We start from the raw sequence: 22,452 nt of genomic DNA on the forward strand, positions 1-22,452 counted from the left end.
GAAATCATGGAAAACTTTAGAAATAACGAGGCAATTTTAGATATTCACGACAAACCGTCACCTTTGGCATGGTTTGGACTTAGTTTACAACATTTATTTGCAATGTTCGGGGCAACGGTTTTAGTACCGATTTTGGTCGGTATTGACCCGGGAATTGCTTTGATGAGTAGCGGACTTGGGACACTTGCACATTTGACTGTTACCAAATATAAACTTCCAGCTTATATGGGGTCAAGTTTTGCTTATATTGGTGCTATGCAGTCATTGATGAATACACTTGGCGAAAAAGAAGGTTTGCACGCCATTCAGCAAGGAGCGGTGACAGGTGGTTTGGTGTACTTAATTGTTGCACTTGTTGTCAAAAGTGTTGGGTCCGCTTGGATTGACAAAGTGTTGCCACCTATTGTGGTAGGTCCAATCGTTATGGTTATCGGACTTTCGCTTGCTGGCACAGCGGTGAGTGATTCTATGTATCAAATGGTGGACGGAAAACAAGTTTACAGCCTAACGTTTTTGACGATTGCCATGATTACAGTATTATCGGTCATTTTCTTCAATATGTTTACAAAAGGATTTATCTCACTCATTCCAATTTTACTCGGAATCATTATTGGTTATGTGAGTGCAGTAGTGCTAGGGAGTGTAACAGGAGTTGAGATTGTACCATTTCAAACAATGGTCGTTGACGCACCACTTTTTCAAGCACCAAATATCGAAATTCCCTTTGTCAATTATGACTTTAAGCTCTATCCAGCAGCAATTTTGACAATGGCACCTATCGCATTTGTGACAATGACTGAGCATTTCGGTCATGTAATGGTGTTAAATGAATTGACGAAACGTGATTTCTTTAAAGACCCGGGGCTTGATAGAACGCTAACGGGTGACGGTTTGGCACAAGTTATCGCAGGGTTTGTCGGAGGTCCTCCTGTGACAAGTTACGGTGAAAATATTGGTGTTATGGCGATTACAAGAGTACATTCAGTCTTTGTTATCGCAGGAGCAGCAGGATTTGCAGTCGTGTTAAGTTTTGTTGGGAAAGTAAGTGGACTTATCCGCTCTATTCCTACCCCAGTCATTGGTGGCGTGAGCTTTGTACTTTTCGGAGTCATTGCGGCAGCAGGATTGAAAATTATCGTCCAAAACAAAATTGATTTTGATAAAAAACGTAATCTGTTAATTGCAAGTGTGATTTTAGTAGTCGGAATTGGAAACCTAATTCTCCAATTCGGCCCAACAGAAAATCCATTTCAAGTAACAGGAGTAGCATTCGCAACAGTCCTAGGAATCATACTAAACGCAATCCTACCAGAAAAAGCCCGAAACGAGTGAACCAGAAAAGCTACGAGGGGCGTTCAGGAGGTTGCAACAGTGAGCCACAACGTTTATTTACTCGAAACGAAGTTTCGAGCGTTGTTGCGAACAGTTGCCAACCTCCTGCCCCTCACAGCTAGACACAGAAAAGCTACGAGGGGCGTTTTGAAGTCTGTGGCAGTGAGCCGTGCCGTTTACTTGCTACTACACTTCGTTTCGCATACAGTCTTTCTAAGAATCAAAGATTCTTGAAAGACTAGCATTGAAACGTAAGTTTCGAGCGACATTGAGAGCAGTTGCCAGACTTCAGCCCCTCACAGCTAGACACAGAAAAGCTACGAGGGGCGTTCAGGGTTTTGTCGCAGTGAGCCATGCCATTTACTTGCTACTACACTTCGTTTCGCATACAGTCTTTCTAAAAATCAAAGATTCTTGAAAGACTAGCATTGAAACGTAAGTTTCAAGTGGCATTGCGAACAACGACCAAAATTCAGCACTACGTAGCCAGACACAGAAAAAAACGAAAAAACAATCAACTTTTAGAAGTACCTTAAACACAATTTTTAAGCGGTACCTATAACAGTATCACAACTTTCCATTAGGTTTCAAAGCCAGACGGCTTTAACATATTAAATGAGTCCAGAGAGACTCGAATAAGAAAGCAGGAAAAAAACATGATTAAAGAGAACGTTGTAACGTTGCAGCATTTTGTAAGCGTGGAGGAATTGACAAACGAAGAAGTGTTAGCCCTCCTTGCTCGTGGAGAAGAATTTAAAGCGGGAGCGAAGTTTGAAGGACTTGAGAAACAAACATTTGCTTGTAATTTATTCTTTGAAAACAGCACGAGAACGCATAATTCTTTCCACATTGCAGAATGTAAACTAGGTCTTGATGTCATGGAGTTTGATGTTTCTACATCAGCAGTTTCAAAAGGAGAAACACTTTACGATACCATTCTAACGCTCGGTGCTTTAGGAGTAGAAGTTTGTGTTATTCGTCACAATCAAGAGCATTACTACGAAGAGCTAATTAAAAGTCCTAACATTGATTGTGCCATTGTCAACGGAGGCGACGGTAGTGGTCAACATCCTTCACAATGTGCATTAGATTTAATGACCATTCAAGAAGAATTTGGGACATTTGAGGGCTTGAAAGTAGCGATTGTAGGCGATTTGTTCCACTCACGTGTGGCAAGGAGCAATATGCAAATGCTCAAACGTTTAGGAGCAGAACTTTACTTTGCCGCACCAGAAGTCTGGTATCCAAGCGAAGAGTTCGACCAGTATGGCACCTATTTGCCAATTGACGAAATCGTAGACAAGGTAGATGTGATGATGATGTTGCGTGTGCAACATGAACGTCATGACGGAACAGTTTTCTTATCAAAAGAAGATTACCACCGAAAATATGGTTTGACGGTAGAACGTGCTAAACGTATGAAACCAACGGCAATTATCATGCACCCTGCTCCTGTCAATCGTGACGCAGAGTTGGCAGATGAATTGGTCGAAAGTGAACAATCAAGAATTGTTACACAAATGACAAACGGTGTCTACGTGCGAATGGCAATTCTCGAAGCGGTGTTAAGAGGTCGCAATTGCTTAAAATAAGCAAAACACAGTAGGCAGTAAAAAGAAAAGCAAAGAGGGGCGTTCAGGAGGTTGCAACAGTGAGCCACAACGTTTATTTACTCGAAACGTTAGTTTCGAGCGTTGTTGTGAACAGTTGCCAACCTCCTGCCCCTCACAGCTAGACACAGAAAAGCAAAGAGGGGCGTTCAGAAGTCTGTCGCAGTGAGCCATGCCATTTACTTGCTACTACACTTCGTTTCGCATACAGTCTTTCTAAAAATCAAAGATTCTTGAAAGACTAGCATTGAAACGTAAGTTTCAAGTGGCATTGTGAACAGCGACCAAAACCCTGCCCCTCACAGCTAGACAAAGAAAAGCAAAGCGGGGCGATCTGAAGTCTGCAACAGCGAACCATGTCGTTTATTCACTGCTACACTTCGTTTCGCATACAGTCTTTCTAAGAATCAAAGATTCTTGAAAGACTAGCATCGAAACGAAGTTTCGAGCGACATTGAGAGCAGTTGCCAGACTTCAGCACTTCGTAGCTAGACACAGAAAAGCAAAGAGGGGCGTTCAGGAGTTTGTCGTAGTGAGCCATGCCATTTACTTGCCTGAAGCAGAGCTTCAGGTGGCATTGCGAACAGCGACCAAAACCCTGCCCCTCACAGCTAGACACAGAAAAGCTGAGAAGTGCGTTTTGAAGTCTGTGGTAGTGAGTCGTGCCGTTTACTTGCTCGAAACGTAAGTTTCGAGCGGCACTGCGAACAGCCACCAGACTTCAGCACTTCGTAGCTAGACAAAAAAAGGGGATTCCCCCGCGTTTAGATGAGAGGGAAAGCAAATGAAATTTATTATCACAAATGGAAAAATTGTCGAAAAAGGAAATACGTTAAAGCAAGTGGATATTTTGGTGACAGACGGAAAAATTCAAGCGATTGGTAAAAATTTACTTGCTGAGGTTTCAGATGTAGAAAAAGTATATGACGTAAAAGGTGCGTTAATTACACCGGGATTAGTAGATTTACACGTACATTTTCGCCAGCCCGGGTTTGAATACAAAGAAACCATTCAAACGGGAAGTCTCGCTGCTGCTCATGGAGGTTATACAACGGTTTGTGCTATGCCGAACCTCAACCCAACACCTGATACACCAGAGCGAGTACGTGCGATTTATGACATTATCAAGCGTGATGCAAGCGTAAAAGTGTTACAATATGCGACCATTACTGAAAATTTGCGTAGCGGTGTGCTAGTTGACTATGAAAAAATGGTAGAATCTGGAGCATTTGCTTTTTCAAATGACGGAGTAGGGGTGCAAACGGCGGGAACGATGTATTTGGCAATGAAAGAGGCTGCAAAACTCGGAAAAGCAATTGTTGCACACGTGGAAGACGAAAGCCTTATGTTTGGTGGTGTTATGCACAAAGGAAAACGTAGCGAAGAATTAGGGATTCCGGGAATGCTTTCAGTTGTCGAAAGTTCACAAGTGGCTCGTGATGTCTTACTTGCAGAAAGTACTGGCGTACATTATCATGTTTGTCACGTTTCTACAAAAGAAAGTGTGCGTGTGATTCGTGATGCTAAGCGTGCAGGGATTCATGTAACGTGCGAAGTTTGTCCGCACCACTTGATTTTGGCTGACGAGGATATTCCAGAGGACAATGCAACTTGGAAAATGAACCCACCACTTCCTGCAAAAGAAGACCAAATGGCTTTGATTGAAGGGGTGCTAGACGGGACAATTGACGTGATTGCTACCGACCACGCCCCACACGCTCAAAGTGAGAAAGTTGGCAAATTTACTGAGGGTGCGTTTGGAATTGTAGGAAGTGAGAATGCGTTTGAGTTAATGTTTACACACTTTGTGGAAACAGGAATTATTACACTCGAAAAATTAATTGACCTTATGAGCATTAAACCCGCTGAATTGTTCGATATTCCAACAGGGAAACTGAAAGTAGGCGATGTTGCGGATATTGCAGTGTTTGACATTGAAAATGAAATTACAATTGACCCGAACACCTTCGAGTCAAAAGGAGTAAATACACCATTTGTCAATTGGAAAGTCAAAGGTGACACCTTACTTACTTTTGTAGAGGGCAAACTTGCTTGGGGGAAAGAAGAATATAAATAACCAAGAATTTTTTAGAGTCGTTTGTGCATTTCAAATGGAGATGTACAAACACTCTTGAAAAAATAATCTGGTATTTGTTAATATAAAAAAATAAGAAATAATATTTTGAAAAATGAAATAAGAAAATGAACTTTTTCTACTATAAAATGTTTAGAATAAGAAAATATACACGAAGGGGTGAAGATATGAAACGTTTATTGATTTTAGAAGACGGAACGATTTTTGAAGGTGTTGCATTCGGTGCAGATATTGATGTAACAGGCGAAATCGTTTTTAATACAGGTATGACAGGCTACCAAGAATCTATTACAGACCAATCGTATAACGGGCAAATTTTGACTTTCACTTATCCAATGGTGGGAAATTATGGTATCAATCGTGATGATTATGAGTCAATTACACCGACAACGAAAGGCGTGGTGGTGAAAGAACACGCAAGACGAGCAAGTAATTGGCGAAATCAGATGAGCCTAGACGAATTTCTAAAAAGAAAAGGAATCCCCGGAATTTCAGGCATCGACACACGTGCGTTGACGAAAAAAATTCGTGAAGTAGGGACAATGAAAGCAAGTCTTGTTGGCACAGGTGATAGTTTTGAACACGCGTTCGACCAACTAAAAGCGACTGTTTTGCCAACCAATCAAGTGGCACAAGTGTCCACTCAAAAGTCCTATCCTTCTCCAGCAAGTGGGAAAAATGTAGTCGTGGTAGACTTTGGTTTGAAACATTCCATTTTGCGAGAATTATCAAAGAGAAATTGTAATTTGACTGTTTTACCGTACAACACAACGGCACAGACAATTTTAGATTTACAACCAGACGGTGTCATGCTCACCAATGGACCGGGCGACCCGAAAGACGTTCCAGAGGCAATCGAGATGATTCAAGGGATTCAAGGGAAAGTGCCAATTTTTGGTATTTGTCTAGGTCATCAGCTTTTTAGTCTGGCAAATGGAGCAGACACTTTTAAAATGAAATTTGGTCATAGAGGATTCAACCATGCGGTAAGAGAAATCGCCACAGGCAGAATTGATTTCACGTCGCAAAATCACGGTTACGCAGTAGACCCAGAAAGTTGCGACCCAGAAAAATTAATTATCACACACGTTGAAGTGAACGATAACACTGTTGAGGGTGTACGGCACAGAAGTTTCCCAGCATTTTCCGTACAATTCCACCCAGATGCAGCACCGGGACCACATGATGCCGAACATTTGTTTGATGAATTTATGGAAATGATGGAAAACGTTGAACGAAGTCGAAAAAACTAGGTTTTCAGTGAAGAAAAACAATCATACAACAAAATCGAAAATCTAATAAGTATCCAAAAGATGATTATAAGGAGAGAAGTATGCCAAAAAGAACAGACATAAAAAAAATAATGGTCATCGGAAGTGGCCCAATTATTATCGGTCAAGCGGCAGAATTTGACTATGCAGGCACTCAGGCTTGTTTGTCGCTCAAAGAAGAAGGATATGAAGTGGTTCTTGTCAACTCCAATCCCGCAACAATTATGACCGATAAAGAAATTGCAGACAAAGTCTATATTGAACCAATTACTCTGGAATTTGTCACACGCATTTTACGAAAAGAACGTCCTGATGCTCTTCTTGCAACGCTTGGTGGGCAAACAGGGTTGAATATGGCAATGGAATTATCAAAGGTAGGTATTTTAGACGAGCTAGGCATAGAACTTTTAGGTACGAAGCTCTCTGCAATTGACCAAGCCGAAGATAGAGATTTATTCAAACAACTCATGGAGGACTTAAACCAGCCGATTCCAGAAAGTGAAATCGTGCATACCGTCGAGGAGGCGCTTGAATTTGCTAAGAAAATTGGCTACCCTGTCATTGTTCGTCCTGCTTTTACGCTAGGCGGTACGGGTGGCGGAATGTGTGGCAATGAAGTTGAGTTGAGAGAAATTGCTGAAAACGGGTTGAAACTTTCTCCAGTAACCCAATGTTTAATTGAAAAATCTATCGCAGGGTATAAAGAAATAGAATACGAAGTTATGCGGGATTCTGCGGACAATGCTCTTGTTGTATGTAACATGGAAAATTTCGACCCAGTTGGTGTGCATACAGGAGACTCTATCGTATTTGCTCCAAGTCAGACGCTCTCAGATGTTGAATACCAGCTTTTACGTGATGCGTCGCTGAAAATTATTCGTGCATTGAAAATTGAAGGAGGCTGTAATGTTCAGTTGGCACTTGACCCTCATTCGTTTAATTATTACGTGATTGAGGTAAACCCTCGTGTTTCTCGTTCAAGTGCATTGGCGAGTAAAGCAACAGGCTACCCTATCGCCAAATTGGCAGCGAAAATTGCGGTAGGATTAACTTTAGATGAGATGAAAAATCCTGTAACAAATGCAACATATGCTCAATTTGAACCAGCACTTGACTACGTGGTGGCAAAAATTCCACGTTGGCCATTTGACAAATTTGAAAAAGGGGATCGCAATCTTGGCACGCAAATGAAAGCGACAGGAGAAGTCATGGCGATTGGTCGAAATATCGAAGAAAGTTTGTTAAAAGCTGTTCGCTCGCTTGAAATTGGCACCTCTCACGCTGAAGTTGAGGGATTGAGTAGTGCAAATGACGAGCAAATCATGGCAAAAATCGTGAAACCGCAAGATGATCGCCTGTTCTATTTGACAGAGGCAATTCGCCGAGGATTTACAGTGGAAGAAATTGCAGATTTGACCAAAATTGACATTTTCTTCTTAGACAAACTCTTGCACATTATTGAACTAGAGCGTGAACTCGAGTTGAATAAGGGAGATGTGGAGATTTTGAAAACTGCGAAAAGTAATGGTTTTGCAGATAAAAAAATTGCACAGCTTTGGCAGATGACAAGCGAAGACGTGCGACTTCTGCGTAAAGAGGCAAATATACTTCCAGTATTCAAAATGGTAGACACTTGTGCAGCTGAATTTGAAAGTGCGACACCTTATTTCTATTCAACGTATGAATTTGAAAATGAATCACATAAAAGTGAGAAAGAATCTGTTCTAGTGCTTGGTAGTGGTCCAATTCGTATTGGTCAAGGAGTGGAATTTGACTATGCAACGGTTCACTCGATTAAAGCATTGCAAAACGAGGGATATGAGGCAATCATCATGAACTCCAATCCTGAGACGGTTTCGACAGATTTCTCGATTTCGGACAAACTTTACTTTGAACCGTTGACATTAGAGGACGTGCTAAACGTGATTGACCTAGAGCAACCAAAAGGTGTAATCGTCCAATTCGGCGGGCAGACGGCTATTAACCTTGCCGAACCTCTTGCCAATCTTGGTGTGAAAATTCTCGGTACGCAAATTGAAGATTTGGATCGAGCAGAAGATAGAAAGCTATTTGAAAAAGCATTGAAAGACCTTGGGATTCCTCAGCCAATCGGTGCGACAGCGACAAGTGAGGAGGAGGCGGTGGCAGTTGCTGAAAAAATCGGCTACCCTGTTCTCGTTCGTCCAAGCTACGTGCTAGGTGGTCGTGCAATGGAGATTGTGGACAATCAATCTGACTTGCGTGATTATATGCGAACAGCGGTAAAAGCTAGTCCAGACCACCCTGTTCTCGTTGACAGCTACCTTGTCGGTCGTGAATGTGAAGTTGATGCAATTTCTGACGGGAAAGATGTATTAATCCCGGGAATTATGGAACATATCGAGCGTGCGGGTGTTCACTCGGGAGATTCTATGGCAGTGTACCCAAGTCAAACATTGTCAAACGAAATCAAAGAAACCATTGCAGACTACACAAAACGCTTGGCGATAGGGTTAAATTGTATTGGCATGATGAACATTCAGTTTGTCATTCACGAGGAAAAAGTTTATGTAATCGAAGTGAATCCTCGTGCCAGCCGTACAGTGCCGTTTTTATCAAAAGTTACAGGTATTCCAATGGCACAGGTGGCAACAAAATGTATATTAGGCGAAAGCCTTTCTTCAATGGGGTATCAGGACGGTTTATATCCAGAAAGTGAACTTGTTCACGTGAAAGCTCCTGTCTTTTCATTTACCAAGCTCCAAAAAGTTGACACATTGCTTGGACCAGAAATGAAATCCACAGGTGAAGTAATGGGAAGTGATGTTTCACTTGAAAAAGCACTTTACAAAGCATTTGAGGCGAGTGGGTTGCATATGGCAAATTACGGCAATATTGTCTTTACAGTAGCGGACGAGGATAAAGCGGAAACCCTAGCATTAGCAAAACGTTTTGCCGAAATAGGCTATGGACTTTACGCAACGAAAGGAACAGCGAAAGTCTTTAGAGAAGCTGGATTGTACGTGTGCGAAGTGGATAAAATCGGTCAAGAAAGCAACGAAAACAGAACGATTTTAGACCTTATTAGACAAGGTGAAGTGCAGGCGGTAATTGATACTGTCGGGCGAAATCGAGGCAATACACAAGCAGCAGGAGTGACTATCCGTCGTGATGCAGTAGAACACGGAGTGCCACTTTTCACAGCATTAGATACAGCAGAAGCAATTTTGAAAGTGCTAGAAAGTCGTGCATTTAGCACGCAGGCGATTTAAAAAAATAGAGATTGGTGCAAAACTGTTCCAATCTCTTTTTGATTTAGGTGAAAAAAAGACAAAGAACTGAAAAAATACATATTTCATTTATTTGCACTCAAGTAAGAAAAGGACTATCATAAGTATGTAATTCATGAAAAACAACAAGGAGACTACTATGAAAATCACAAAAGAAATGATTGAAACATCAAAAAGCACGTACAAAAAATGTGCGAAAAACAGACTTGCTGAAAATGCTGTAACAACAAATGGGATTCATCAAACTGCGAAAAATTGGGAAACTTCAGCTGAAAGTACGCAAGTTTTCTCAATTGATTTACCAACTGGAGAAGTAGCCAATCAAAAACAAAGCGGACGTTGCTGGATGTTTGCAGCATTGAACACATTCCGCCATAAAATACTACAAGACTTTAAGTTAAAAGAGTTTGAGTTGTCACAAAGTTACACGTTTTTCTGGGATAAATATGAAAAAAGCAACTGGTTCTTTGAGCAAATTTTGGCGACAGGGAAAAGTGAATTGACCGATAGAAAAGTGGCATTTCTCTTGCAAACACCGCAACAAGACGGTGGGCAATGGGATATGATTGTTAGCCTTATTGAAAAATATGGTGTAGTGCCAAAAAGTGTTTATCCAGAGTCTACTTCATCAAGTGCCTCAGCAGAATTGAACAAATACTTGAATAAATTGCTTAGAAAAGGTGCTTTAGTACTACGCACATTGATTGAGGAGAATAAATCAACAGAAGAAATTCAAGCGAAAAAAGCTGAGTTATTAGATGAAATTTATCGTTTCTTGAGTATTTCTTTAGGCAATCCTCCAGAAGTGTTTGATTTTGAATATCGTAACGAGGATAACGAGTATTTCATCGAACGCAATATGACACCAAAATCATTTTACGAGAAATTTGTTGGAGTGGATTTAGGTGAATATGTTTCCATTATCAACGCACCAACAAAAGATAAGCCATACAATAAGAGTTACACCGTTGAAATGCTTGGCAATGTTGTCGGTGGCAAACAGGTGAAATATTTAAATGTTGACATGAAAGAATTTAAACGTCTTGCTACTCGTCAGCTTGAAAGTGGCGAAACTGTTTGGTTTGGTTGTGATGTCGGTCAAAGTAGCGATAGAAAGTCTGGCATTATGGCAACAGGAATTTATGACATTGACGGCTTGTTTGAACTTGAAGTGGAGATGAACAAAGCAGAACGTTTGGACTACGGAGAATCTTTGATGACACACGCAATGGTATTGACAGGGGTCAATGTGGTAGACGGCGAGACAACCAAGTGGAAAGTAGAAAACAGTTGGGGCAAAGAGGTCGGTGAAAAAGGATTTTTCGTTGCAAGCGATAAATGGATGGACGAGTTCACTTACCAAATTGTTGTAAGACGTAGTTTTCTAAGTGAGGAGCAGTTAAAAGCATTTGACGCAGAGCCAATCGTTTTAGCACCGTGGGATCCAATGGGTTCTTTGGCGAATTAAAAATTTAGAGGTAGATATAAATACACTCCTAGGGTTAGAAGTTTTCTCTGGCTTTGGGGGTGTGTTGTGTTTTTTTTGAGAATACAGTTCCCCTCCCCACCCAAAAAACAGGAACCACAACTCCCGCAGTTCCCTCCTAATATTATTGTTTTTTATCTCTTAAAAAGCCCACTCTTTGAATTAATTCTTTTACTCTACTTCTCGCAATTGGTATGACGTTGCCGTCGCTCATTATGGCGTAATAATCTTTTTTTACGTGTTTGATTCGTTCGACGTTTAATACGTTGACAATGAAAGAACGGTGGCAGAGATATAAATATTCATTCTTTTTGTTCACTTCAGAAAGAGAGCTATAAAAATAATCTACGGCGTTTTCTTTGCGTACAAGTTTTACTTTATGTGGAATGTTTGCAGTTTCAAAATAGATAATGTCACGTATCGGTAGTTTCACGTCTGAGTATTTTGTTGAAAAATGGAAAATACCTGAGGTGTCCTCTTCATCTTCATAACGAAATTGTCGCTCAATCGTCTGGCGAACACGTTCTTTTAATTTGTCATCTTCTAAACTTTTGTCAATAAAGTCGTAAGCCTCCACACGATATTGATAAGTAATCGAAGCAAATTCTACATGTGAAGAAATAAAACTAATCGTACCATAAACATCACGTTTGCGAATTTCCTCTGCTAATTCTAGTCCGCTTTTTTCATAACCTTTAATCTCAATGTCTAACAAATAAACGTGAGGTCCCGGGGCATTTTGGAGACGCTGGATAATCTCCTCAGGTCTAGTAGTATCCACGATTGCTTTAGGCAACCATTGGTTTTCTCTTACGATTTCTCTTACAAATCGCTCTATTTTTTTTAGTAGGATAAAGTCATCTTCTAAAATGTAAATATTCATTGTTTTTCCCTCCTGTTTTTTAAAAATTGTCATTTTTCCTGATTGATAATTGTTGAATAAACTCTTTCTGAGAACATTTCGTTCCTAGTTGAATATGAAAGTAATTTTTCATAATGTTTTCGACGATTGTTAAGCCTGAACCACGGTTTGGTCCTTTTGTTGTATAGCCTAATTTCATCACTTCACTTACTTTTATTGGTTTCCCTTTGTAAGAATTTTTCACATGAAATTGTAGTGCATCTTCATAGATGAAAATCGCAATGTGTACGAGTTTCTCCTCGCTCTCAGCCGCCGCCTCCCGTGCGTTATCGAGTAAAACAGAGCAAACTCGGATAAAGTCAAGGGCTGGCATATACACGTGAGTAATTCTCATCTCCACTTCTATCATGACGTGTACCCCTTGTTTTTGTGCCTTAGAGATAGTAGCCATGAGTAAGCTCTTGAGTGGCAAAAACTCCATGTTTTCAAGTTTTGCAATGTAGTATTTCTTATTCTCCAAAGCGAGACCTTGCTTGTGCAAAATTTCGTGATAATATTTTTGGATCTTCTCTACATCTTTTGATTTTACTACTTCATTCATGCTGATCAACGTGTTTTTATAGTCGTGGCGAAAACTGCGTACTTCATTGTATAAATTTTCGACTTCTTTCACGTAAACACTCAGCTCTCGTATTTGTCTTTCGCTCATATCACGTAAAAGGTTTCCATTTAACTCTTTTATTTTGAAATTTAACACCACGATACAAATGCTTGCGACCAAAATAAATGTCGGAATGGTAAACATTCTAATGGGTGAGCCATTTGGAAAGAAATTATTTTCTATCACATAACTAGAAATTTGTGCAAAGAAAAGTAGTGAAAAAATGATATTCACGACCAACAGCTGTTTTTGGCTAAACAGATCAATATGTTTTTTTAGAAAATTGAGACGTGAAAATCCTACTTTTTTCATTATCCAGTAATTCACTCCATAAAGAAGAGGCGAGTGGAACAAAATGCCAAGACAACTTATTATATCGCTTTCTCCAGATGCATACCAAAGGAGTAGTTGCATAGGATAAGCAAATAAAGCCAGATAAAGATACGTGTAGATACAATATAAAAATTGTAATTGTTTATTGTCCTCAGGGTATCTTTTTCGCGTAACAGCGTACATTAAAGCTACAAAAAGCAAAACGATAAAGTTCTGAAAGAGATAGGAACCGCTAAATAATAAGAAACTAGATCCTAAAAAGTCCAACCATTTTACACGATAACTTGAAATGGTCTGATAAATTAGTAGATAAAGAGCGGTTTCAACTGGGATAGCAATAAGCATCATTAAGACTTCATTCATCTTTCTTCACCTCGAGTGTTTTTGGGTGTCTCAGCTCGTACATACCCATCACTCGACAAGGACCTTTATTATCATGGGCTTGTTTCACCAACATCTTCAACCAAATTGGTCTTTTTTCTTCTTTTTTCTCATTCATACCGTTCATAATTACGATACCCCTCTTTCGTTAAATTATAAATAAATGGTGCAATCATCAGACATTCGACAAGTAAACCTGCAAATGTCAAAAGTTGTATGGTGGCAGGCAATTGTGAAGTGATAAGTAAGAGAACACACACTTTCACAACACTTGCAACCCTTTTCTTTTTCCTGTCCGCAACGTCAAGTAAAGGATTTTTCTCTGTATCCGCAGGAGCATACAAAAACGTAATCACAAAAATGACGAGACTTACTGGAAAATAAAATCCCTTGATTAAGCTAAGCTGAAACATTTTTATCAAAAAAGGTATGCCCACAAAGCAGCTGATACTAAAAAGTGAGCAATGAATAGAAGTAGCAGCGTGCCAACCGCCAGCAGAACGACGCACGATTACATACGCAAGGTGCATAAAAAATGTTTCACTTACGCAACCGACGAAAAAAGCCACTCCATACACAAGCAAAGTCTTGGATAAATCCAACAACCAGCTTTCTACGAAATATGCAACGTAAAGGTATTCTCGTTCGGTTACTTGTTTTTTAATTTGAAGTTTTTCTAAAATTTCCATACTTAATTGATGAATCATATCCTTACTCCTACTTTAAATTATAGCCTAATTGTAATTGTTTAATCAAGTGTTTTTTGTTACTTCTTGATACTTTACAAAATTCTTTTGGTTTTTCTGAAAACAAAATGATGTTTTTATGAGTATCTACGGAATATACTTTTTTAAGATTGACAATACACGAACGATGACTAACAAAAAAATATTCAGGTGTTACGGCGTTGATGTGTGCCAGCGTTCCGTAGATTTGATATGTTTTATCTGAGGTCACAACTTCCACGACATGATTTTTTATCGTGCGAAAGAACAAAATTTCCCCCACGTCAATACTATAAAAATTTCCTTGAGATTTAAAAACAAATTTATTTTCTTCCATTGTGTTTTCCTTCCTTCTTTCATTTCTATTTTTATTTCTACTATCTATTATGCAAGACAATGAAAGAAAATGCGACCTTATTTCCTAAACGGTTACTATTCACTCATAAAAAGACCATTTTTCGCCTCACCACTCATAAACGGAGAAGAATCACTCATGAAAAACAAAAAAGGACAATTTAGGAGTGAAAGAGAACAATTTATGACTTAGGTCTATTTTTCTTAGAGTTTGCTTGGTATATTGAAGTAGAAAAGCGAGCGGGGCGTTCTGAAGTTTGCAACAGTGAGCCGTGTCGTTTATTTACTGCTACACTTCGTTTCGCATACAGTCTTTCTAAGAATCAAAGATTCTTGAAAGACTAGCATCGAAACGAAGTTTCGAGCGACACTGCGAACAGTTGCTAAACTTCTGCCCCTCGTAGCTAGACAAAGAAAGGCAAGAACGGTGTTCTAAAAAATTACTCTCTATTTCCTAAACGGAGAAGAACCACTCACGAAGAATAAAAAAGGACAATTTAGGAGTGAAAGAGAGCAATTTATGACTTAGGTCTATTTTTCTTAGAGTTTGCTTGGTATATTCTTGTTATATTGAATTAGGAAAGCAAAGAAGTGCGTGAAAAAATCCACCCTATTTCCTAAACGGAGAAGAACCACTCACGAAGAATAAAAAAGGACAATTTAGGAGTGAAAGAGAACAATTTATGACTTGGGTCTATTTTTCTTAGAGTTTGCTTGGTATATTGAAGTAGAACAGCGACCCAACACCTGCCCCTCGCAGCTAGACAAAGAAAGGCAAGAACGGTGTTCTAAAAAATTACTCTCTATTTCCTAAACGGAGAAGAACCACTCATGAAGAATAAAAAAGGACAATTTAGGAGTGAAAGAGAACAATTTATGACTTAGCACTATTTTTCTTGAAAATCGCTTGATAGAATGTAGAAAAAAGTGAAATATAGAAGGAGGTAGCGATGAAAACAAATTTTGCTTATGCAACAGCAATTCAAGAGAGAATCCCTGTTTTTGATAAGCTGTATGCAACAGAAGAAATGGAAGATAATTTGACGAAATGGCTTGCGAGGAAATCTCTTTGCACGGAAGAATTTTTCAATTTTTCACTAGAAGAAAAAGGAATCAACCGAGAAACGTTTAATCTTGGCATTAAATCGCTCACCGAAAAAGACGTAGAACATTTGGAGAGGGAAGTCAAAGAATATACATGGTATCAAAAAGGGCAAGAGATTTTACAAGAAAAAGAAATAGCCACTCAACATGAGAACATTGATTTTTCTTATGCCATTCGTCCGTTTCTCTATTATTTTAAAAGGGAAATAGAAAAAATTGAACCTCAGCAGTTTACAATCTCTACCATTGAGCCGTTTCTCTTGCATTTGGGAGAAGAATTGGTACAGATTTCAGCAAAAACACTCGTTTTCGACTTGCACGAGCAAAAGCGAGTTTCCTCTTTTGAAGGTGAAACACCCTCAGAGCGATTTGTCTATTATATGAAACAAAGATTTGAAAAACAAACGTCTATCGTGAAGTTTTATGAGGAATATCCCGTGTTGTTCCGCTTGTTAACGGAAAGAGTGCTGTTTCATATTGAAAACTATTGTCTTTTCGTTCAAGGTATTGAAGAGGTGTTGCCAGAGTTTGCTTATAAGTTTGACTGCACTCCTCCGTATCAATTGCATGAACTTTCACTTGGTGCAGGCGACAGCCACGGAAAAGGAAAAACGGTCATTCTCTTTCAACTCAACGACAAGAAGTTTGTGTTCAAGTATAAAAACTTAGAAATTGGTGAGCGATTTAATCAATTTCTCTCTTATTTGGAAAATCAGACAGGCAAGCAGTATTATCAAATTCAGCGAATATACAAGAAAAACTTCTGTATTGAGGAATTTGTTGAGAAAAAAGAATGTCACAATGAAGAAGAAGTGAAAAATTTCTATCACCGTTTTGGGGAATATGTCGCACTCGCTTATCTATTGTGTGGCAATGATTTTCACTATGAAAACTTGGTTGCACATGGCGAATTTCCTGTTTTGATTGATATTGAAACATTTATTCAAAATGACACTCCTTTGGCACAACAAAACAATCCATTTGCTGAATTGAGTATTCGTAAATATACATCGGTACTAGCGAGTGGATTGTTGCCAATGAAATTCCAAGAAAATCGAATTGAACCGCTAGTAGAAGGGGAAAACAAAGGATTAAGATTGAGTGCGTTTGACGGTAAAAAACAAAAACTTCCTTACAAAGCTCTTTCTCTTGTAGAGGTCAATACAGATGAGGTTCGCTTTGATTATATTGAGCATGAAATGGAAGGGGCAAACAATATCCCTGTATTAAATGGCGAGGAAGTGGAGGCGAAAGAGTACAATTCGGAAGTTATCGCAGGTTTTTCTGAAATTTGCACGTATTTCTTGACACACACGTTAGAAGTGACTGTGGCAATGGAGAAGATTTTTGAAAATGTCATGGTGCGAAATGTGATTAAGACAACGCAAAAATATGCGGATATGCTAGGGTATGGTTATCACCCACAGTGTATGAAAAATTATATCGAACGTGAAAAACTTTTTGAAAATCTCTGGGCGTTTAATTACAAAAATAAAACCTCTATTTTGCCAGAAATCAAAGATTTATTGGTGAATGACATTCCGATTTTTTACAATAACACGTCCTCACGAGATTTGATTACGAGTGACGGAGAAGTGTTGAAAAATTATTATGAGCGTACAGCGATTGAGCGTGTGAGAGAAGTGATTTTGAACTTTGACGAGCAGGAATATGAGTATCAAAAATTACGTTTGGAACTTTCATTGGGGATATTTGAACTAAAAGAAGAGACGATAGCACTAGGGAAAAATACAGAAGAAGTTCTTCACAAAGTTGCAGAAACGTTATTACTACGAGCGAAGTATGACGAGAAAAAAGAACTTGTCACGTTTGAAGATTTTTTCTATGAGCCAGACGAAACGCTGGATTACACGGCACTGAACGCAGAGTTTTATGACGGATTAAGCGGAATCTATCTATTTACTCTCTACTATGTGAAGTACTATCCAAATGAAAAAATGGAAGAATTGAAAAATGCTCTGGAGAAAACGCTGTTTCAGTTGCCTAAGAAAACGAAAAAAACTCAGCAATTGAGCGTGTATCATGGGAAATACTCTATTCTCTATCCATTGTTGCAAAAATACAAATTAGAAAACAAAACGGAAGATTTGAATTTCACTGAAAAGTTACTAGAAAACTTGGAGGAGGAAATTGGCGAAAAACAGGAAGAAGATTGGTTGACGGGGGTGAGTGGTTTTATTCAGGTGTTGCTTGATTTTTACCACTTGACAAAGAAAGAGCTGTTTTTGCTCAAAGCTGAAAAATTAGCCGAGCAATTAAATCGAGGAAAAATCAGTTTATGCGGTTTTTCACATGGCTATGCGGGTGTCATCTATGCGAGTTATTCGCTCTATCTGGCAACAGGGAAAGCGGAATATCTCTCACGTGTCAAAAATTATCTTGCCAAGGAAAATCAACATTTCAATGGGGAAAATTGGGAAGATTTGCGACCAGAAAAAAATGTCCGCTCACAATGGTGTCACGGAACGAACGGCATAGGTTTGAGCAGATTATGGCTTTTGCAAAATGGTTTTGCAGACAATCAAGTGAAAGAAGATTTTCTTCATTGCCTAAAAGATGTCCTTTCCTTCAGTAGAAAAGACTCAGGCATTTGCCATGGTAACATAGGAAATTATCTATTTCTAAAAGAAGTAAGCGAAAGTGATTTTCTACCTGATGAACTCAGCGAGAAAGTGAATGAAAAAATGTATTCATTGCTAGAGGAAATGTTCCAAAAAGGTGTGAATATACCGTCACATAATTCTCAGCCAATGCTTGGCTTAATGACAGGCATTACAGGGATAGGAATGGGAATGTTAAAAGCAGAAAACAAAAATATTCCGTCTATTTTAACTCTTGCATAGAAGGCGGGGTGAAACGAGAAGAAAGGAAGTGCGAGTAATGAGTGAAATTTACTGCTTATCGAAACATTAGCTGCCTTTGGTAGCGAGTGAGGACATAAGAACATTAAAAAACAAATTAAATTAAAAAATGGAGGAAAAACTTATGACTAACAAAAAAGAAGTAGAAAAAACAGAAGAACCAAAAGAAACAAAAGTAGTAGGTGCAGCGTTTGAAGATATGTCACTTTCTGAAATGAACGAAGTGCAAGGTGCCGGAGATGTAAATACGGAAACTACAACTGTATGTGCTGTTTTTGCGACTGCATGTGGTGCTATTCAGGTTGTGAGAACAATTAAAAAGAAATGCTGATTTATCTAAGAAAAAATAATTAAAGAATAAGGAGAAAAAAATTATGCAAAACGTTAATGCTGAAAAAATTATTGAATCACTAGATTTGGAAACAATCAAAAAGGAAAAAGAAAGTGGAAAGAGTTTAGAAGTTATTCTTCAAGGAATTGATTTAAAACCAATTTTGAGGGAAAGCACTCCTAACATTTCTGAAGAACAATTAGATGAAATGGTTAAGGAAATTGATTTAGCAAAAATTGTCAATAACCTTTCAAAAATTGATATAAACTCAGTTTCAGGACAATCATTTGAGGAGTTATCGATGGAAGATATGATGATACTTCAAGGTGCAGGAGACGTAGATGTAGAAATCACTCCAACAACGATTACAACTTCATCTGGAATATGTGCTGGAGGTATATCAGCAGTAGGTTCTGCGATTCTTTCATTCTTTAGATGTTAATTTGGCAAAAGGGGGAAATGCTTGGATTTCTCACTTTTCCCCCTTTGCTTTAAGAAAGTTGTAAGGTATAAGTGTATGAAAAAAGTAGTAGCATTAATAGGGAGTAGGCAGAAAAAAGGCAATACAGCAACATTTGTCAAAACGATTTTAAATAAATTGCCTAAAGACGAGTTTGAAATAGAATATCTTTTTCCACAGGAGTTTCAGCTTTCTCATTGCACAGGTTGTCATACTTGTTTTAAAAAAGCTAAGTGTGTAGTGAAAGATGATCTGGAAATACTCCAAGAGAAAATATTATCTTCGGATATATTTGTTATTTCTTCGCCTGTCTATTTGCACTATATGACAGCAGACTTGAAATTAATCTTAGATAGATGTTCATGGTGGGCTCATACACTTAGACTTCAAGGGAAACCCGTAGTCGTTCTAAGCACTTGCAATTCAAATGGACACAAAAGTGTGATTGAACCACTTAGTAAAATAATGAATTGGATGGGGGGGAATGTAATTGCCACTTGTAATGGCAGTCAATTCCCCAACCAATTAGAGAATGAACTGTGGTTAGAAGAAGTGAGTACGGAAATACAAAAAAGAATGATTGCATTTAGCAAACTTGTTCCTCAATCAAATGAATTTTTAGAGGCAACGTTTTCTGCAATCAAACAATCAATGTTAGAGCAAAAAGAACTTATACAAGAATTTGGAATAAAAAGTGGAGAATTGGAATACTGGCAGGAAACAGGTATGCTAGAGTGCAATACATTTAAAGAATATCTATCAAGTAGAGTATTTTCTCAAGGAGGTGTGTAAGATGAGTGTAACAACGCAAGATAAATTTTTTATGATTATCATGACCATTTTGTTTGATGTAGCCTTTGTAGGTGTGATGTGGTCGACTCTTCAAAACAATGGAAGAGGAGTTGAGAATATGGATTTTTTATTACTCCTATCGTTTGTTTTGTTGAGTAATTACAAACAAAAAGAAATAGGGAAAGGTTTGAGAACTGTTATTAACATTAACTCTATTCTATTTTGTGTATGGGCGACTTTCACGATTGTACAGCTATTCTTATAATGAAGTGCAACAAGACGGGAGAGATTTCGATGAAACGATCTAAAAATCCAATAATCATCCTTTTTCTTGTTTGGCTCATTGTCGCAATAGCGGTCGTAGGCTGGCGAGTGTTGATACAAACATGGGAATTTCTCTTAGCAGTTGCTACAACTTTCATTGGTAGTGTGGGATTAAGTTTTTCAAAAATTAAAGAGGTAGATAAAAAGAAAACGAAGGAAAACAAGAGTATGAGTAGCAGATTTGACAGACAAAAATTTTTAAACTTGTCGGAGGCAATTAAACAAGAATTTAATTTAGAGTTTTCTACGTTAGAAGAATTGGAAGAATTTCGCAAGGAAAATCCAGCGAAGTATAACCGACTAACGAACAAAATAGAAAAAGCTCTACATGATTCAGTCGTTGGAGGGAATTTTGAATCTCTAAGCGAAGAAGAAATGATGTCTCTACAAGGAGCAGGTGATGTGAATGTTGAAACGACACCAATTTGTGTAACAGTTGGAATTTCGTTTGGAATAGTAATTAGTAAAGCGAAAAAATGTTAAGGATACTTCTAAAATCCTTAACAAATTTGAGAAAGAATAATTTTTCTGTATGTGAGCGTATCTTGCGTTCACATACAGAAAAAGGAGGGGCAGAAAATGGAAACAAGGCTAAAATTGACGAATATCTCAAAATCGTTTGGTGATTATAATGCGTTAGACGGCATTAACCTAGAGATAAAAAAAGGTGAAATCATCGGTTTTCTAGGTCCAAGTGGTGCAGGAAAAACGACAACGATTAAGATTATCACAGGTCAGCTCAAACAAACCAACGGTACAGCCGAATTGCTCGGAAGAGATACAAGTAAAATAACGCACGATATTTATCGTGAAGTAGGGATTGTCTCAGACAATTCAGGTGTTTACGAAAAAGTGACTGTTTGGGGAAATATGAAACTCTATGCCGATTTATTAGGTGTGGATAAACGTGTCATAACGGAATTATTAGAGAGAGTTGGCTTGTCTGCACATAAAGATAAAAAAGCGGAAAAACTCTCACGTGGGCAAAAACAACGCTTGGTTTTAGTTCGTGCTTTAATGCACAAACCGAAAATTCTCTTTTTAGATGAGCCGACAAGCGGTCTTGACCCCGGTACGACACTTGAAATTCACAAGCTATTATTAGAATTACAAGAAGAAGGAATGGCGATTTTCCTAACAACACACGATATGGAAGAGGCTACACGATTGTGTAACAAAGTTGCTCTTTTAAACAGAGGAAAAATCGCAGAGTACGGGACACCAAAAGAGCTAAGTTTGAAATACCATGAAGACCGTGTTTTCAGAGTGATTAAGACAGACGGCTATGAAGAAAAACTCTATGATACGGATGAAGACAGGGAAACGCTCAGTGCATGGATTCGTGCCAATGAAGTCGAATCTTTGCATACGAGTGAGCCGAATCTCGAAAAAGTATTCTTGAGAGTGACAGGGAGGGAATTGGTATGAATGAAGTAAGTTTAAGACAAATTCGTGCGTTAAGTGTGTTTAAATTTAAAGGAATACTTTATAATCTTTTTTCTCTTAGTATGCTGTTACTTCCGTTAATCATCGTTGGTTGTGGTTATATGTCAATTTTAACGATGGTCAAAGGGAGTGTTCCAGAAGACCTTATGACAATAATAGCTGGATTAGGTGTAATACTCAATCTTGGTCTTGGAGCGATTAGTGTCCCCCTTTTTCTGATTGCAGAAGAAAAAGAGAAAAATACTTTGAGAAATTTGATGCTCTCAAGTATTCGACCAATAGACTATTTAATCGCCAATACAATTCCTATTCTCATTGCAACACTTGCGGTTCAGCTTGCCTTTTTGCCAATTTTTGGCGTACCAAAGCAAGTAGGTGTTGGAGAAATAGTAGCATTTGCTGGAGTTTCAAGTCTTGCTTTACTTACGAGTATTTTTTTAGGTATGTCACTTGGGCTATTTGCAAAAGATCAAATAACAGGTTCATTTTTACCATTTCCTGTTTTCACTATATTTGGTGCGATTCCAATGCTTGCAGATAAATTTGAAATCATTAAAAAAGTGGACGATTTCTTCTTTTTGAGCATTGCCAATCGTGCGTTGGTTAATGTAGTGACAGGAAAACCACTCCAAGTATCTGTAATGGAGGTTGTCGCACTGATTGTTACAGTTATACTAAGCGTTCTCTTATTCGTATTTCTATTTAAGAGAAATGGATTTGAAAAAGATTAATTT

At 38.5% G+C, this 22,452-nt stretch carries 22 protein-coding genes; 17 read left to right on the forward strand and 5 right to left on the reverse strand.

The features are described from left to right. Window positions 1-6: 6 nt before the first annotated feature. From B5D30_RS01150 to B5D30_RS01175, 9 genes are all read left to right on the forward strand, one after another. On the forward strand, window positions 7-1,332 hold the full coding sequence (locus B5D30_RS01150; protein ID WP_078806197.1) for a uracil-xanthine permease family protein: 1,326 nt from the start codon (window positions 7-9) through the stop codon (window positions 1,330-1,332). Between the two features lie 39 nt (window positions 1,333-1,371). Continuing rightward, on the forward strand, window positions 1,372-1,566 hold the full coding sequence (locus B5D30_RS13050; RefSeq protein WP_144399435.1) for a hypothetical protein: 195 nt from the start codon (window positions 1,372-1,374) through the stop codon (window positions 1,564-1,566). Window positions 1,567-1,576: 10 nt separating this feature from the next. After that, on the forward strand, window positions 1,577-1,750 hold the full coding sequence (locus tag B5D30_RS13375) for a hypothetical protein (protein WP_159443157.1): 174 nt from the start codon (window positions 1,577-1,579) through the stop codon (window positions 1,748-1,750). A 238-nt stretch (window positions 1,751-1,988) separates the two neighbouring features. Beyond that, complete coding sequence (locus tag B5D30_RS01155; protein WP_078806198.1) at window positions 1,989-2,924, forward strand: aspartate carbamoyltransferase catalytic subunit; 936 nt, start codon at window positions 1,989-1,991, stop codon at window positions 2,922-2,924. 472 nt (window positions 2,925-3,396) lie between these two features. Next, window positions 3,397-3,630 carry a hypothetical protein gene (locus B5D30_RS13055; protein ID WP_144399436.1) on the forward strand — a complete coding sequence of 78 codons (234 nt, stop codon included), beginning with the start codon at window positions 3,397-3,399 and terminating at the stop codon, window positions 3,628-3,630. 96 nt (window positions 3,631-3,726) lie between these two features. Further along, window positions 3,727-5,019, forward strand: a complete 1,293-nt coding sequence (locus B5D30_RS01160) for a dihydroorotase (protein WP_078806199.1) — start codon at window positions 3,727-3,729, stop codon at window positions 5,017-5,019. Between the two features lie 185 nt (window positions 5,020-5,204). Further along, on the forward strand, window positions 5,205-6,290 hold the full coding sequence (locus B5D30_RS01165) for a carbamoyl phosphate synthase small subunit (protein ID WP_078806200.1): 1,086 nt from the start codon (window positions 5,205-5,207) through the stop codon (window positions 6,288-6,290). Window positions 6,291-6,370: 80 nt separating this feature from the next. Then, window positions 6,371-9,559 (forward strand): carbamoyl-phosphate synthase large subunit, encoded by a 3,189-nt coding sequence (gene carB / locus B5D30_RS01170; protein WP_078806201.1) that lies wholly within the window; start codon window positions 6,371-6,373, stop codon window positions 9,557-9,559. Window positions 9,560-9,716: 157 nt separating this feature from the next. Next, the gene (locus B5D30_RS01175) at window positions 9,717-11,045 is read left to right on the forward strand and encodes a C1 family peptidase (protein ID WP_078806202.1); all 1,329 of its coding nucleotides are present in this window, start codon (window positions 9,717-9,719) and stop codon (window positions 11,043-11,045) included. A gap of 142 nt (window positions 11,046-11,187) precedes the next feature. Here the strand turns inward: B5D30_RS01175 and B5D30_RS01180 are convergent, their stop codons facing one another. From B5D30_RS01180 to B5D30_RS01195, 5 genes are read right to left on the reverse strand one after another with little or no spacing between them, the layout of a single operon-like run. Further along, window positions 11,188-11,946, reverse strand: coding sequence for a LytR/AlgR family response regulator transcription factor (locus tag B5D30_RS01180; RefSeq protein WP_159443158.1), 759 nt, complete (start codon window positions 11,944-11,946; stop codon window positions 11,188-11,190). Window positions 11,947-11,965: 19 nt separating this feature from the next. After that, a complete protein-coding gene (locus B5D30_RS01185; protein WP_078806204.1) occupies window positions 11,966-13,282 on the reverse strand; it encodes a GHKL domain-containing protein in 1,317 nt (438 codons plus the stop codon). Continuing rightward, window positions 13,275-13,427, reverse strand: a complete 153-nt coding sequence (locus tag B5D30_RS13380) for a hypothetical protein (protein WP_159443159.1) — start codon at window positions 13,425-13,427, stop codon at window positions 13,275-13,277. Before B5D30_RS13380 ends, B5D30_RS01185 begins: the two co-directional genes overlap by 8 nt. Beyond that, window positions 13,411-14,007 carry an accessory gene regulator AgrB gene (locus B5D30_RS01190; RefSeq protein WP_078806205.1) on the reverse strand — a complete coding sequence of 199 codons (597 nt, stop codon included), beginning with the start codon at window positions 14,005-14,007 and terminating at the stop codon, window positions 13,411-13,413. Before B5D30_RS01190 ends, B5D30_RS13380 begins: the two co-directional genes overlap by 17 nt. A gap of 10 nt (window positions 14,008-14,017) precedes the next feature. Further along, a complete protein-coding gene (locus B5D30_RS01195) occupies window positions 14,018-14,362 on the reverse strand; it encodes a LytR/AlgR family response regulator transcription factor (protein WP_078806206.1) in 345 nt (114 codons plus the stop codon). 967 nt (window positions 14,363-15,329) lie between these two features. On the opposite strand from B5D30_RS01195, the gene lanM reads away from it, so the two are divergent. From lanM to B5D30_RS01235, 8 genes are all read left to right on the forward strand, one after another. Continuing rightward, complete coding sequence (gene lanM, locus B5D30_RS01200) at window positions 15,330-18,347, forward strand: type 2 lanthipeptide synthetase LanM (RefSeq protein WP_078806207.1); 3,018 nt, start codon at window positions 15,330-15,332, stop codon at window positions 18,345-18,347. A gap of 142 nt (window positions 18,348-18,489) precedes the next feature. Next, the gene (locus tag B5D30_RS01205) at window positions 18,490-18,696 is read left to right on the forward strand and encodes a mersacidin family lantibiotic (RefSeq protein WP_078806208.1); all 207 of its coding nucleotides are present in this window, start codon (window positions 18,490-18,492) and stop codon (window positions 18,694-18,696) included. A gap of 43 nt (window positions 18,697-18,739) precedes the next feature. After that, on the forward strand, window positions 18,740-19,138 hold the full coding sequence (locus tag B5D30_RS14025) for a mersacidin family lantibiotic (RefSeq protein ID WP_234984591.1): 399 nt from the start codon (window positions 18,740-18,742) through the stop codon (window positions 19,136-19,138). 75 nt (window positions 19,139-19,213) lie between these two features. Continuing rightward, window positions 19,214-19,948, forward strand: a complete 735-nt coding sequence (locus B5D30_RS01215) for a flavodoxin family protein (RefSeq protein ID WP_078806209.1) — start codon at window positions 19,214-19,216, stop codon at window positions 19,946-19,948. Between the two features lies 1 nt (window position 19,949). After that, window positions 19,950-20,213: a hypothetical protein gene (locus B5D30_RS01220; RefSeq protein ID WP_078806210.1), complete on the forward strand. Its 264-nt coding sequence runs from the start codon at window positions 19,950-19,952 to the stop codon at window positions 20,211-20,213. A gap of 29 nt (window positions 20,214-20,242) precedes the next feature. Then, the gene (locus B5D30_RS14030) at window positions 20,243-20,755 is read left to right on the forward strand and encodes a mersacidin family lantibiotic (RefSeq protein WP_234984592.1); all 513 of its coding nucleotides are present in this window, start codon (window positions 20,243-20,245) and stop codon (window positions 20,753-20,755) included. A gap of 96 nt (window positions 20,756-20,851) precedes the next feature. Then, complete coding sequence (locus B5D30_RS01230) at window positions 20,852-21,700, forward strand: ABC transporter ATP-binding protein (RefSeq protein ID WP_078806211.1); 849 nt, start codon at window positions 20,852-20,854, stop codon at window positions 21,698-21,700. Beyond that, window positions 21,697-22,449, forward strand: a complete 753-nt coding sequence (locus B5D30_RS01235) for an ABC transporter permease (protein WP_078806212.1) — start codon at window positions 21,697-21,699, stop codon at window positions 22,447-22,449. The genes B5D30_RS01230 and B5D30_RS01235 overlap by 4 nt, the downstream gene beginning before the upstream one ends. Window positions 22,450-22,452: the final 3 nt, after the last annotated feature.

This window comes from Pilibacter termitis, assembly GCF_900167335.1.
Classification (GTDB): Bacteria; Bacillota; Bacilli; order Lactobacillales; family Streptococcaceae; genus Pilibacter; species Pilibacter termitis.